Source organism: Bradyrhizobium sp. WSM471, from assembly GCF_000244915.1.
Lineage (GTDB): Bacteria > Pseudomonadota > Alphaproteobacteria > Rhizobiales > Xanthobacteraceae > Bradyrhizobium.
Window position 1 is genome coordinate 7305483 of record NZ_CM001442.1, and the last position, 12483, is coordinate 7317965.

General features: G+C 64.3%; 13 protein-coding genes. 3 read left to right on the forward strand and 10 right to left on the reverse strand.

The features are described from left to right. Positions 1–4 precede the first annotated feature (4 nt). The 6 genes from BRA471DRAFT_RS33345 to BRA471DRAFT_RS33370 all read right to left on the reverse strand — a co-directional run bounded on the left by BRA471DRAFT_RS33345 (position 5) and on the right by BRA471DRAFT_RS33370 (position 7307). The gene (locus BRA471DRAFT_RS33345) at positions 5–973 is read right to left on the reverse strand and encodes an ABC transporter ATP-binding protein (protein ID WP_007597389.1); all 969 of its coding nucleotides are present in this window, start codon (positions 971–973) and stop codon (positions 5–7) included. Then, the gene (locus BRA471DRAFT_RS33350; RefSeq protein ID WP_007615332.1) at positions 970–1965 is read right to left on the reverse strand and encodes an ABC transporter ATP-binding protein; all 996 of its coding nucleotides are present in this window, start codon (positions 1963–1965) and stop codon (positions 970–972) included. The genes BRA471DRAFT_RS33345 and BRA471DRAFT_RS33350 overlap by 4 nt, the downstream gene beginning before the upstream one ends. After that, a complete protein-coding gene (locus tag BRA471DRAFT_RS33355; RefSeq protein ID WP_007615333.1) occupies positions 1965–2882 on the reverse strand; it encodes an ABC transporter permease in 918 nt (305 codons plus the stop codon). Before BRA471DRAFT_RS33355 ends, BRA471DRAFT_RS33350 begins: the two co-directional genes overlap by 1 nt. Continuing rightward, the gene (locus BRA471DRAFT_RS33360) at positions 2848–3807 is read right to left on the reverse strand and encodes an ABC transporter permease (RefSeq protein WP_007597394.1); all 960 of its coding nucleotides are present in this window, start codon (positions 3805–3807) and stop codon (positions 2848–2850) included. The genes BRA471DRAFT_RS33355 and BRA471DRAFT_RS33360 overlap by 35 nt, the downstream gene beginning before the upstream one ends. 28 nt (positions 3808–3835) lie before the next feature. Then, the gene (locus BRA471DRAFT_RS33365; RefSeq protein WP_007615334.1) at positions 3836–5626 is read right to left on the reverse strand and encodes a peptide ABC transporter substrate-binding protein; all 1791 of its coding nucleotides are present in this window, start codon (positions 5624–5626) and stop codon (positions 3836–3838) included. Positions 5627–5888: 262 nt separating this feature from the next. Further along, entirely contained in the window at positions 5889–7307 is a 1419-nt protein-coding gene (locus BRA471DRAFT_RS33370) for a M20 family metallopeptidase (RefSeq protein WP_007615335.1), read from the reverse strand. A gap of 283 nt (positions 7308–7590) precedes the next feature. Here BRA471DRAFT_RS33370 and BRA471DRAFT_RS33375 point away from each other — a divergent pair, with 283 nt between their 5' ends. The 3 genes from BRA471DRAFT_RS33375 (at position 7591) to BRA471DRAFT_RS33385 (ending at position 9950) form a co-directional block, all read left to right on the forward strand. Continuing rightward, complete coding sequence (locus BRA471DRAFT_RS33375; RefSeq protein WP_007615336.1) at positions 7591–8562, forward strand: S1C family serine protease; 972 nt, start codon at positions 7591–7593, stop codon at positions 8560–8562. A 28-nt stretch (positions 8563–8590) separates the two neighbouring features. After that, positions 8591–9661, forward strand: a complete 1071-nt coding sequence (locus BRA471DRAFT_RS33380) for a phospholipase (protein ID WP_007615337.1) — start codon at positions 8591–8593, stop codon at positions 9659–9661. An 82-nt stretch (positions 9662–9743) separates the two neighbouring features. Then, on the forward strand, positions 9744–9950 hold the full coding sequence (locus BRA471DRAFT_RS33385) for a hypothetical protein (RefSeq protein WP_007615338.1): 207 nt from the start codon (positions 9744–9746) through the stop codon (positions 9948–9950). A gap of 81 nt (positions 9951–10031) precedes the next feature. Here the strand turns inward: BRA471DRAFT_RS33385 and BRA471DRAFT_RS33390 are convergent, their stop codons facing one another. The 4 genes from BRA471DRAFT_RS33390 to BRA471DRAFT_RS33405 all read right to left on the reverse strand — a co-directional run bounded on the left by BRA471DRAFT_RS33390 (position 10032) and on the right by BRA471DRAFT_RS33405 (position 12407). Beyond that, positions 10032–10691 carry a DsbA family protein gene (locus BRA471DRAFT_RS33390; RefSeq protein ID WP_007615339.1) on the reverse strand — a complete coding sequence of 220 codons (660 nt, stop codon included), beginning with the start codon at positions 10689–10691 and terminating at the stop codon, positions 10032–10034. An 87-nt stretch (positions 10692–10778) separates the two neighbouring features. After that, positions 10779–11501 (reverse strand): LrgB family protein, encoded by a 723-nt coding sequence (locus BRA471DRAFT_RS33395; RefSeq protein ID WP_007615340.1) that lies wholly within the window; start codon positions 11499–11501, stop codon positions 10779–10781. Continuing rightward, positions 11498–11881, reverse strand: coding sequence for a CidA/LrgA family protein (locus tag BRA471DRAFT_RS33400; protein ID WP_007615341.1), 384 nt, complete (start codon positions 11879–11881; stop codon positions 11498–11500). Before BRA471DRAFT_RS33400 ends, BRA471DRAFT_RS33395 begins: the two co-directional genes overlap by 4 nt. Before the next feature lie 97 nt (positions 11882–11978). Beyond that, positions 11979–12407, reverse strand: a complete 429-nt coding sequence (locus BRA471DRAFT_RS33405) for a thioesterase family protein (RefSeq protein WP_007615343.1) — start codon at positions 12405–12407, stop codon at positions 11979–11981. Between the last annotated feature and the right edge of the window lie 76 nt (positions 12408–12483).

Sequence of the window (12483 nt, forward strand, 5' to 3'; positions counted from 1 at the left end):
GGCGTCAGGCGAGATGACACGCCACGAAGTGCCCGCCCGCTCCCTCCTTCAGCTCCGGCGCGCTTTCGGCGCAACGCGGCTGGGCGATAGGACAGCGGGTGTGGAAGTGGCAGCCCGACGGCGGCTTCATCGGGCTCGGAACGTCGCCCTTGAGGCGGATGCGCTCGCGCTTGAGCTTGGGATCGGGTACCGGCACCGCTGATAACAGCGCCCTCGTGTAGGGATGCTGCGGATTGCGGTAGAGGTCGCTGGCCTTGGCGAGCTCGACGATGCGGCCGAGATACATCACCGCGACGCGGTCGGAGATGTGCTCGACCACCGACAAATCGTGCGCAACGAAGAGATAGGTGAGGTTCAGCTCGGCCTGGAGGTCTTCCAGCAAGTTGATGACCTGCGCCTGGATCGAGACGTCGAGCGCAGACACCGGTTCGTCGCAGACGATCAGTTTCGGCTCGACCGCAAGCGCACGCGCGATCACGATGCGCTGGCGCTGACCGCCGGAGAATTCATGCGGATAGCGGCGCATGTGCTCGGCCTTGAGCCCGACCTTCACCAGCAGGCTCGCGACGCGATCCTCACGCTCCTTGGCGGATGAGCCGAGCTTATGGATGACGAGGGCTTCGCCGAGGATGGCGCCGACCGTCATGCGCGGATTGAGGGAGGCGAACGGATCCTGGAACACCAGCTGCATGTTCCGCCGCATCGCGCGCAAATCGTTGCCGCCGAGCTGGCGGACATCCTGGCCATCGAACACGACCTCGCCGTCTGTCGGCTCGATCAGGCGCAGCACGCAGCGTCCGGTCGTCGACTTACCGCAGCCGGATTCGCCGACAAGGCCGAGCGTTTCGCCGCGGTTGACCGAGAACGAGACCCCATCGACGGCATAAACGCTGCCGACCTGGCGCGACAACAACCCGCCGTGCACGGGAAAATATTTCTTCAGGCCGCTGACGCGGAGCAAAGGCTCGGTCATGCTGCGCCTCCCAACTGCGTATCTCCCAGATGACAGGCCATGCGGTGGCCGGGCGCGATCTCGCGCAGCAACGGCTCCCTCTCGGTGCAAACGCTCATGGCGTGGCGGCAGCGCGGAGCGAAGCGGCAGCCGACCGGCGGATTGATCAGGATCGGCACCGAGCCGCCGATCGCCTCCAGACGTACCTTGTGCTCGCTGGCAAGATCGATGCGCGGGATCGAGCGGATCAGTCCCTGGGTATAGGGATGGCCGGGATTGCCGAAAAGCTCGTCGACAGACGCCTCCTCCACCACCTTGCCGGCATACATCACGACGACGCGTTGCGCGGTCTCGGCGACGACGCCCATGGCATGGGTGATCAACATCACCGCCATGCCGAAACGTTCCTTCATGTCCTGGAGCAAGTCGAGGATCTGCGCCTGAATGGTGACGTCGAGGGCCGTGGTGGGCTCGTCGGCGATGATCAGCTTCGGCTTGCAGGCGAGCGCCATCGCGATCATCACGCGCTGGCGCATGCCGCCGGAGAACTGATGGGGATAGTTGTGCACGCGGCCTTCGGCGTTGGGAATCTGCACCAGCTTGAGCATCTCGATGGTGCGCTCGAGCGCCTGTTTCCTGGTGACGTTCTCATGGCGGCGCAGGCTTTCGGCGATCTGCTCGCCGATGGTGAGCACCGGATTGAGCGAGGTCATCGGCTCCTGGAAGATGAAGCCGATCTCCTTGGCGCGGATCTCGTCGAGCTGACTGCTCGTCAGCGGCACGAGATCGCGGCCTTCGAAAATGATCTCGCCAGCCGCGATGCGGCCCGGCGGCATCGCAATCAGCTTCAGGATCGACATCGCGGTGACGGTCTTGCCGCAACCGGATTCGCCGACGACGCAGAGCGTCTCGCCCCGGTTGATGGAGATGTCGACACCGTCGACGGCCTGGAGGATGCCGTCATCGGTGGAGAAGTGGGTTTTCAGTCCCTTGATCTCGAGCAACGGCGCCATCAGATCACCCGGCGCGCATCGAGCGCGTCACGCAGGCCGTCGCCGATGAAGTTGATGGCGACCACCGCGATGAAGATTGCGCCGCCCGGGAACAGCGCCCAGTGCGGGCCGATGTCGAGAAAGTCTTTCGCGTCATAAAGCAGCCGGCCCCAGGTCGGCGTATCCGGAGGGAAGCCGAGGCCGAGGAAGGACAGCGTGGATTCCGCGATGATGGCGGCGGCGACGTCGATGGTGCCGGCGATGATCACCGGACCGAGCGCATTGGGCAGGATATGGCGCACCACCTGCCGCACCGGGCTTGCCCCGAGCGCGCGCGCGGCTTCAACGAATTCCTTTTCGCGGATCGACAGGAACTGGGCGCGAACGAGGCGCGCGACCGGCATCCAGCGCAAGCCACCGATCACGAGCACGATCAGGATGAAAATGCCGCCCTCGGGGCCGAAAGCGGCCTTCAGTCCGTCGCGGAAGAGATAGATCAGCAGCAGCAGCAGGGGCAATTGCGGCAGCGACAGGAAGAGATCGGTGAGCCACATCAGCCCATGGCCGAGCGCGCCGCGCGACATGCCGGCGAGCGCGCCGATCAGCACCCCGACAAAGACCGAGACCAGCATCGCGGCGAGACCGACCGCGAGCGAGATGCGCCCGCCATAGATCATGCGGGCGAGGATGTCCTGCCCAAGATCGTCGGTGCCGAAGGGATGGGCCAGCGACGGCCCCTGCATGCCCGCCACGATATCGATGTCGTCGATCTTGACCCGCCAGACGAAGGGGCCGACCACCACCGCCAGGATCAGAACGAGGAGCAGGAACGCGCTGACCACGGCAAGCTTGTGCCGGCTATAGCGCCGCCACGTCTCGCGCCAGGGCGAGTAGACGCGCCGCTCAGCGGAGGGAGATGCGAGGGTCAAGCCAGCCATAAAGAACGTCCGCGATGAGATTGAACAGCACGACCAGGCACGCAAAGACGAAGGTGACGGCCATCACCACCGGCGTGTCGTTGGAAAGGATGGAGGAGATCAGCAGCGAGCCGATGCCGGGGATGCGAAAAATCTGCTCGGTGACGATGGCGCCGCCGAACACCGCCGGGATTTGCAACGCAATCAGCGTGACGACCGGAATCATCGCGTTGCGCATCACGTGCTTGATGATCACACGCCGCTGGCCGATGCCCTTGGCGCGCGCGGTGGTGACGTAGTCGAGCCGGATCACGTCGAGCATCGCCGAGCGCACGAAACGCGTCATCGACGCCGCCTGGAACAGGCCGAGCACCGCCACCGGCATGATCGCCTGCCGGATCATCTCCAGCACCCAGTGAATACCCGTGCCCTTGATGTCGGTCGTGTAGACGAAAGGCAGCCAGTCCAGCGTGACCGAGAAGATCAGGATGAACAGGATGCCGGTGAAGAAGGTCGGCAGCGAGAAGCCGACAAAGGCGAGCGTGTTGGCGACCTGGTCAAACAGCGAATAAGGTTTCGTCGCGGCATAGACCCCGACCGGGATCGCGATCAGGAGCGCCAGAATCTGCGCCGAGCCGATCACGTAGAGCGTCGTTGGCAGTCGCTGGAGAATGAGCGTGTCGACGTTCATCCTACTGACGAAGGAGAAACCCCAGTCGCCGTGCAGCATGGCGTTGAGCCAGTGCAGGTAACGAAGGTAGATCGGATCGTCGAGGCCGAACTTCGCCCGAAGCGCGAGAGCGACTTCGGGCGGCACGTTCGGATTGGTCGCCAGCTCCGAGAAAGGATCGCCCGGGGCGAGTGCGAGCACGACGAACAGCACGAGCGAAATTCCGAGCAGGCTCGGAATCGCGATCAGGAGGCGACGCAGGACATACTGGCTCATGAAGAAGGACCGCTCTAGGCGTGCGTCATCATTCTTCGCGGTACCAGTCGAACAAATTGTCGGTCTCGTTGGCCCAGCCGGAAACGACCGGGCGCAGATTGTTGGCGGCCGCCTCGACCTTCAGGCGGTGCTGCACCGGGATGAAGACGATGTCCTGGTACATGAGGTCATTGGCCTTGATGTAGAACGCCGCGCGCTTGACCGGATCCATCTCGCCGTCCGCGGCAAGGATGGTCGCGTCGTACTCCTTGTTGACCCAGCGCGGGAAGTTGGTGCCCTGCCACTTGTTTTCCTTGGTCGCGACGAGGTTCGAAAGGTAGCGACGCATGTGCTGCGACGGATCGGGCTGGCTCAGCGGGATCTGGAACATCTCCATGTCGGCGTAGAACTTGGAATAGGTGTCGGGATTGCCGACGTCGGAGGAGAAGAACACGGAGGCGACGACCGATTTCAGCTCGACGTCGATGCCCGCCTTCTGGCAGGCCTGCTTGACGATCGCCTGCGTCTTCTGGCGCGGCCCGTTGATCGCGGTCTGGTAGAGGAGCTTCAGCTTCTTGCCGTCCTTCTCGCGGATGCCGTCGGCGCCCGGCTTCCAGCCGGCATCGTCGAGGATCTTCGAAGCCTTCTCGACGCTGAACTCCCACGAGGTGTTCTTGGACACGAACTTTTCCGGTCCGTTGAGGAAGTTGGCGGTGGTGCGGCCGGCGCGGCCGTAGATCGCCTTCTTGACCGACTCGCGATCGATCAGCAGCGAGAGCGCCTTGCGCACTGCCGGATCGGAAAACAGCGGGTGCTTGGTCTTGATCGAGGAGCGCTCGCCATCGACCTCGGTGTTGGGGTCGGTGAAGTTCAGCGCGATGAATTCGGTGTCGCCGCCGACGGCGTAGACGGTCTTTCCCTTGCCGCCCTTCTCCAGGCGCAGCAGCACGTCGTCCTCGACCTGAATGTTCCAGCCGAAATCATATTCGCCGGTCTGGATCACCGCGCGCGCGGCAGAGACGGCGTCGCCGCCGCCCTTCATCTCGATCGAATCGAAATAGGGCCGGTTCGCCATGTGATAATCGGGATTGATCACCCCGCGGACGAGATCGCCCGGCTTGAACTCGACGAACTTGTAGGGGCCGGTGCCGACCGGCGAGAGGTTGGTCGGCGCCTCCCGCGACTTGGACCCCATATAGTCCTTGAACAGATGTTTCGGGATGATGGTATTGGGAGCCCCGACAAAAGCGTCGGCCCAGAACGGCGTCGGCTTGTTGAAGAGGATGCGGACCGTGAGGTCGTCCACCTTCTGGACCGTGATGTCGCGGAGCGTCGCAATGGTCAGCGCGGAGGTCGCCGGATCCTTGGCATATTCCCAGTTGAAGACGACGTCGTCGGCTGTGAACGGCGTGCCGTCATGCCATTTGACGCCGGGTTTGAGCTTCCAGGTGACCGACTTGCCGTCGGCGGCGAGGCCGCCGTTCTGGATCGAGGGAATTTCGGCAGCCAGGACCAGCTTCATATTGCCGTCGGGATCCCAACAGGCGAGCGGCTCGTAGAACAGACGCGCACCGTCCTGGTCCTTGGTGCCGGTGGCAAAATGCGGATTGAGCAGGGTCGGCCCCTGCCACCACAGCAGCTTGAGCGCACCACCACCGCCGCGCTTGGTCGGCTTGTAGGTCGAGACGCCCTCGGCCATCGCGACGCCGCCAAGCGCGAGGATCTGGTTGGCCAAAGGCGCGGTGAGACCCACGGCAGCCAGGCGCTGAATGAAGCCGCGGCGATCCATCCGCCCGTCCTTCACGTCACCGATCATCGAACGCAGTTCTTTATCCAGCATGGTTGTCCCCCGTCTGGTTCCCGTATGGATGCAGGCGGTCGCGCGAGACGACCACCGGGCTTGGCTGGCGGTAGATGGCACACCGAATGGGGTGCGCGTCAACTACGACCGTGTGTATGCAAACGGTCTTCTGACTGTCTGTTGGGCAAAACCATATTCCGCAGCCCATCCGTTCGGCAATCCAGCATCAAAACACGCTGAATTCCGCGCTGCACTGCAGAAAATTTGATCGCCGCATCAGACGAAGTATCGAGGCGAAATTCTACGCCACGGACATGTCGAGCGGCGGCGCGACGTGATCCGGCAGCGGACAGACGTAAGGCGTCTTGGCCGTCCGCTTCTCGAGGTCAGCCTTGGCAGCCTTGATCAGCTCAGGGTCCGTCAGCGCCTTGATGCCGATGCCGGCCATCGCCTTGGCGGCCTGCACCATGGCTTTGTGCGCATGCGCGCTCTTGCCCTGCGCGACCACCTGCCAGGTGTGGAAGGGCGTGCCGATTGCAACCGTGGGTGCGTGGACCTGCACGGTCGGCACCACCCAGCTTACGTCGCCGACGTCGGTCGAGCCGACCAGCGGATTGCGCTTGGCATCGAGTGGCACCAGGAAGTCGGCCAGCGGCCGTTCGGTCGGCTCCATGCCGATCGCGTAATAGACCGACTCGATGTCCTTGTCGCTCAGCGTCGCGCGTATCTCCGTGGCAAAGCCCTTGTCTGCGTCGTCGAAATGCGGCGGTCCGAGCTCTTCCATGACCCGGTGCAGCGCCTGCTCCAGTGGCGTGTTCGGCAGGATGTTGGAGACCGCGGAGATGATCTTCATCTCGACCTTGGTCTCGGTCATCAGCGCCGCGCCGTCCGCGATCTTGCTCACGCGTCCGACCAGTTCGTTCATGCCGGGCAGATCACGGGCGCGGATCGAATAGCGCACGCGCGCATGCGCCTGCACCACGTTCGGGGCGATGCCGCCGGTGTCGAGCAGCGCGTAGTGCACGCGCGCGTCGCTCGGCATGTGCTCGCGCATATAGTTCACGCCGACATTCATCAGCTCCACCGCGTCGAGCGCGGAGCGGCCGAGATGCGGCGAGGCTGCCGCATGCGAGGTGCGGCCGGTGAAGATGAAATCGGCGCGGGTGTTGGCGAGTGACGGCGTCACCGCGACTTCCCAGAAGCTGTGCGGATGCCAGGTGATGGCGATGTCGGCGTCTTCAAATGCGCCGGAGCGCACCATGAAGGCTTTTGCCGCGCCGCCTTCCTCGGCGGGGCAGCCGTAATAGCGCACGCGGCCCGGCACCTTGTTCTCGGCAAGCCAGTCCTTCACCGCCGTCGCGGCCAGGAGAGCTGCGGAACCGAGCAGATTGTGGCCGCAGCCATGGCCGTGGCCGCCGGTCTCGACCGGACGATGCTCCGCGACGCCCGCCTCCTGGCTCAGGCCCGGCAGCGCGTCATATTCCCCCATGAAGGCAATGACCGGTCCGCCCTCGCCCCATTCGCCCATCACTGCGGTCGGAATGCCCGCGACCTGCTCGGTGATGCGAAAACCCTGATGACGCAACTCGGCAAGATGCTCGGCGGCGGACCGCGCCTCGGTGTAGCAGACTTCGGGCATGCCCCAGACCTTGTCGCTGAGGTCGATGAAACGTGCCTTGATCGTGTCGATGCCACGCCAGATGTCGCTGCGGTTGTCCATGCTTCGGTCCGTGATCCCTGGGTCAAACGAAGCGGCAATGGTTAGCAGCTTCATTGTACGGCGCCTAGCACCTCGCCGGACAGCAGCCATGCGGCCAATGCCGGAGGCCGCCCGACCGACCGTGCATAAACCGTTCCCCTGCCTTTCAAAGATTTCACACGGCGTTCTCTGGAATAGTTAGGAACGAGGCTTTCAAGACGGCCTCCTCCGCCCTAAATTATCCGTGCTTCGCGCGTCGCTCCGCTACCCACGGCGGAGCGATGCACTCAGCCAGGAGAACTCCATGCCCGCCCTGACCGAATGGAGAGTGCCGCCGGCCAATCAGCCGCGTGCGAGCGATTACGGTTTCGATCTCGACCACGCGCTCGCCTCCGTCGTCGGCCTGCACGCCATCATCCCGCCGGACGCTTTCAGTGCCGAGACACTGGGCACCGAACGCGCCGGCAACGGCGTCGTGATCGACAACGGGCTGGTGCTCACCATCGGTTATCTCATCACCGAAGCAGAGTCGGTGTGGCTGCATGTCGGAGAGGGGCGCGTGGTGGAGGGACATGTGCTCGGCTTCGATGCCGTCACCGGCTTTGGCCTGGTGCAGGCGCTCGGCCAGCTCGACGTCGATCCCTTGCCGCTCGGCATCTCGGCCGAGACCCGGCTCGGCGACCGCGTCGTGGTCGGCGGCGCCGGCGGACGCACGCGCTCGGTCGCGAGCCAGATCGTGGCCAAGCAGGAATTTGCCGGCTACTGGGAATATCTGCTGGACGAGGCCATCTTCACCCATCCCGCGCACCCGAACTGGGGCGGCACGGCGCTCCTCAATGAGCGCGGCGAGTTGATCGGCATCGGCTCGCTCCAGCTCGAACGCGAGCGCGACGGCAAGGCCGAGCACGTCAACATGATCGTGCCGATTGACCTGTTGAAACCGATCCTGGACGATCTGCGCAAATTCGGCCGCGTCAACAAGCCGGCACGGCCATGGCTCGGACTCTTTTCGACCGAGATCGACAACCGCGTGGTGGTGATCGGGATCTCCGCCAACGGTCCCGCCGCCCGTGCCGAGCTCAAGACCGGCGACGTCATCCTCGCGGTCGACGGCGAGAAGGTCACGAGCCAGACCGGCTTCTACAACAAGCTGTGGGGCCTCGGCGCCGCCGGCGTCGACGTGCCGCTGACGGTACATCATGAAGGTGTCACCTTCGACGTCACGGTGACCTCGACCGATCGCTTTAAGCTCTTGAAGGCGCCGAAGCTGCACTGACAAGCCGAACTGAAGCAGGGAAACGACGATGAGCGAGGCCGTCGTTGACGACATCGTGGCCGTGCTGCCGCCGCTGCTCAATGCGCTGGAAGCGCTCGGCTTCTTTCAGCGCAACCTGCACCCGCCGGCCTTCGGCTCCGTGATGAACGCGATCGGCGCGCCCGACGAGGCGTTGCAAACGGCGCGCGCGGCAATCGGAGCATGGCCGGAACAGTTCACCGGACTGCGCGAGCGACTCGACCGTGCCTGCGACGAGACGCTCGCCGCCTTTTCCGGCCTGCGCGAGGTCGAGCGTGGCAATGGCGACCTCGTCGCAGTCTTCCGCGCGCTGCGCCATCTGCCGCGCGCGCAGGAGGCACTCTATCCGCTGGCCGTGCAGTTTCCGCCGGTCAGCAGCTTCTTCCTCAACGCCGCCATGCGCGAGAACGCCGACCTGTTGTCGCGGCTCGAAGCCAGCGCGGACGCGCACACCGGCATCATCCACGATCACAACGAGCCTGGCAGCCGCGGCGGCTTTTCGGTCTACGTGCCCGAATATTACAGGCCCGACCGCGCCATGCCGCTGGTGATGGCACTGCATGGCGGCAGCGGCAACGGCCGCGGTTTTCTGTGGAGCTGGCTGCGCGACGCCCGCAGTCTTGGTGCGATCCTGGTGGCGCCGACCGCGACCGGCCCGACCTGGGCACTGATGGGTGACGATTCCGACACGCCCAACCTCATCCGCATTCTCGAAACCGTGCGCAGCCGCTGGACCATCGACGCCTCGCGCATGCTGCTGACAGGCATGAGCGACGGCGGCACCTTCTGCTACGTCACCGGGCTCGACGGCGCCTCGCCCTTCACGCATCTCGCGCCGGTGTCGGCAACCTTCCATCCCCTGATGGCAGAGATGGCTGACGCCACGCGCCTGCAGCGCCTTCCGATCTTCATCACGCACGGCAAGCTCGACTGGATGTTTCCGGTGCAGACCGCGCGGCAGACACAGGCGGCCCTCGCCGCCGCCGGCGCGAATGTCACCTATCGCGAGATCGACGACCTCAGCCACACCTATCCTCGCGAGATCAACGCGGAGCTGGTAGAGTGGCTGAATGAAGCGTGAACGGATCGTCCTTACCTGCGCCGCACTGTCGCGGAACAATCACTCCGGGTCGACGTTATCGCCCGTCATCGGAGGTTTCGCCATGCGGATGTTTCTCGGAATGATTTTGGGCGCGTTGCTGCTCGGCTGCGGCATGTACGTCTATGACTCCATGCAGACGTCGTCGGTCGCCAATGGCGAGGTCGCGACGACCAATCGCACCATCGTGAACTGGGATGTCGCCAAGGCCGATTGGGACGCGCTGCGTGATCGCGCGCACAAGGACTGGGTCCGCATCTCCTCGAAGTAACGACTTGGTATCAAGATGAAATGAGGCGCCGTCGCGAGTCCGCGGCGGCGCCTTTGTGTTGCGCTGTGAATATCGCCCGCCTCAGTTCATCTTGGCCTTGCGGGCGTCGGCGATGACCTGCTCGAACTCGTTCATGCTGAGCACGCCCGGCACGCGATACTTGCCGACGATGAAGGACGGGGTGCCGCGGAAACCGAAGGCTTCGGCCTGCTCGTTGTTGCGCTTGAGCACGGCGTCGATGTCCTTGGCGTGATCGGCAAGATCGCGCTTCAACCGAACCATGTCGACGCCGGCGGCCGCGAGCAACTCGTTGATACGTGGCTCGGTCAGGCGCGAGCTGACGCCCATCATGGCGTCGTGGGCCTGGTGGTACTTGTCCTGGAATTTCGCCGCGAGCGCGGTCCGCGCCGCCGTGACCGAAACCGGACCGAGAATCGGCCAGTCCTTCATCACCAGCCTGACCTTGCCGTCGTCCTGGATGACCTGACGCAACTCGGGCTCGAGCTTGCGGCAATAGGGGCAGTTGTAGTCGGACCATTCGATAATGCTGATATTCCCGTCGGGATTACCGGCGACGGGAACGTCGGGATCGCGCAGCACCTTGGCTTCGGTGAGCACTCCGTCTTCGTCGGTCGCCGCGCGCGCCGAGGTGATCCCACCCGCGACAAGGGCACCCACCCCGATCAGCGTCAGCGCCGCGCGCCGCGTCGGCACAAGGCCCTTGTTCCTGAATCCAGCCATATCTCGTCCTGTTTCGGTCCCATCTCCGTCGATACGGTTCGAGACTGGGAATTGTTACAGGTCATATAGAGTGTCGCGGCGCCGATGTCATCGCACCAACAGCGTGATCGCCAAAGGTACCAGGAATGAGGTCACCAAAGCGTTCAGGCTCATGGCGATGCCGGAGAAGACGCCAGCGATCTCGTCGACCTGGAACGCACGCGCGGTACCGATTCCGTGCGCGGCAAGGCCGGCAGCAAAGCCGCGGGCGCGGAAGTCGGTAATGCCGGTGCGGTTCATCAGCGGCGTCACGATGATCGCTCCCATGATGCCCGTGAGGATGACGGCAACCGCAGCCAGCGAGGGATCGGCGTGCAGGGTTTCGGCGATGCCCATGGCAACGCCGGCCGTGACGGATTTCGGTGCGAGCGACAAAACCACGTCGCGCGGCAGACCGGCGAACTCGGCCAGCAACACCACGGACACCACGGCGGTGACCGATCCCGCGACCAGCGCCACCAGCATCGGCACGATCGAGGCGACGACGCGCTTGCGGTTCTCGTAGAGGGGAACAGCCAGCGCGACCGTCGCGGGCCCCAAAAGGAAGTGCACGAACTGCGCGCCGGCGAAATAGGTCGTGTAGGAGGTGCCGGTCAACAGCAGGAACGCGCCGACGATCCACATCGCATGCAGCACGGGATTGGCGAGCGGATGACGCCGCGTCGCCAGCGACACCGCGTCCGTGCCGGCATAGACCAGCAGCGTCACGGTCAACCAAAGCAGCGGCGACTGCGAGAGATAGACCCAGAGCGAGAACGGATTGTCCTTCACGGCGCGTCCTGTTGCCTCAACAGCCGGCTGGCGAGGCGGAAGGTGAGTACGGTCGCGAGCAGCGTGACGACCACCGATAGCGCGAGCACGAGGATGATAGCGATGCCGTGGGACGCGAGCAGATCGAGTTTCTGCACGACGCCGACCCCGGCCGGCACGAACAGCAGCGACAGATGCGCCAGCAGACCCTTGCCGGCCCTCTCGACGCCATCATCGCCCAGCGGCCCGCGCGCGAGAAGCGCAAAGCGGTCGCGCGCGAGCAGCAGGATGAGGAGCAGCAAGAGGCCGAGCACCGGGCCCGGCATCGGCAGGCCGAGGCCGCGCACGACGGCTTCGCCGATCAACTGGCAGAGCAGGATGAGACCAAGACTTGCAAGCATGACCGGAGTATCAAGGGATGCGCCGGCAGACTTGTCAATTACTGCTATGCAACGGTCATGCGCGGCTCGTGCGAAGCGGCTCGTATGCGGCCATGGCTCAGGCCTCCGCCGGCTCGGTGAGATGCCTCAAAGCGATCTCGCGGATGGCATCCGTGAACGGCACCGATTTGCGCTGGCTACGGTCCATGTGCACGCCCGTGATCTCGCAGAACGCGGCGATCTCGCCGGTCTCGGCATTGGTCATGTCGTGCCGGAAGCGGATCGATTTGTCGCGGATCTCGAGCAGGCGACTGCGGATCTCGACGATGTCGCCCGCGAGCAGCTCGCGCTTGTAGGTGATGTTCTGCTGCACGGCGGCCATGCCGCGGCCGGAGCCACGCAGATAGCTCGGCGTCAGCCCGAGGCGGGCGAACAGATTCCAGTTGGCCTCGTCGAATTTGCCGACATACCACATGATGTTCATATGGCCGACGTGATCGCACTGCCACGGATAGACCGTGCCGCGATAGGTCGCCTCCTGCTCCATCGCAATTCTCCGTGGCCTTTTGTGCCTTTGATTATTGATACGGTAGCGTATCAGCCTCCTCCCGCGCTAGCAATAC

What these genes read in the sequence shown, in the direction of transcription:
- BRA471DRAFT_RS33345 (WP_007597389.1), bottom strand. Translation starts at nt 973, where the DNA reads ATGACCGAGCCTTTGCTCCGCGTCAGCGGCCTGAAGAAATATTTTCCC.
- BRA471DRAFT_RS33350 (WP_007615332.1), bottom strand. Translation starts at nt 1,965, where the DNA reads ATGGCGCCGTTGCTCGAGATCAAGGGACTGAAAACCCACTTCTCCACC.
- BRA471DRAFT_RS33355 (WP_007615333.1), bottom strand. Translation starts at nt 2,882, where the DNA reads ATGGCTGGCTTGACCCTCGCATCTCCCTCCGCTGAGCGGCGCGTCTAC.
- BRA471DRAFT_RS33360 (WP_007597394.1), bottom strand. Translation starts at nt 3,807, where the DNA reads ATGAGCCAGTATGTCCTGCGTCGCCTCCTGATCGCGATTCCGAGCCTG.
- BRA471DRAFT_RS33365 (WP_007615334.1), bottom strand. Translation starts at nt 5,626, where the DNA reads ATGCTGGATAAAGAACTGCGTTCGATGATCGGTGACGTGAAGGACGGG.
- BRA471DRAFT_RS33370 (WP_007615335.1), bottom strand. Translation starts at nt 7,307, where the DNA reads ATGGACAACCGCAGCGACATCTGGCGTGGCATCGACACGATCAAGGCA.
- BRA471DRAFT_RS33375 (WP_007615336.1), top strand. Translation starts at nt 7,591, where the DNA reads ATGCCCGCCCTGACCGAATGGAGAGTGCCGCCGGCCAATCAGCCGCGT.
- BRA471DRAFT_RS33380 (WP_007615337.1), top strand. Translation starts at nt 8,591, where the DNA reads ATGAGCGAGGCCGTCGTTGACGACATCGTGGCCGTGCTGCCGCCGCTG.
- BRA471DRAFT_RS33385 (WP_007615338.1), top strand. Translation starts at nt 9,744, where the DNA reads ATGCGGATGTTTCTCGGAATGATTTTGGGCGCGTTGCTGCTCGGCTGC.
- BRA471DRAFT_RS33390 (WP_007615339.1), bottom strand. Translation starts at nt 10,691, where the DNA reads ATGGCTGGATTCAGGAACAAGGGCCTTGTGCCGACGCGGCGCGCGGCG.
- BRA471DRAFT_RS33400 (WP_007615341.1), bottom strand. Translation starts at nt 11,881, where the DNA reads ATGCTTGCAAGTCTTGGTCTCATCCTGCTCTGCCAGTTGATCGGCGAA.
- BRA471DRAFT_RS33405 (WP_007615343.1), bottom strand. Translation starts at nt 12,407, where the DNA reads ATGGAGCAGGAGGCGACCTATCGCGGCACGGTCTATCCGTGGCAGTGC.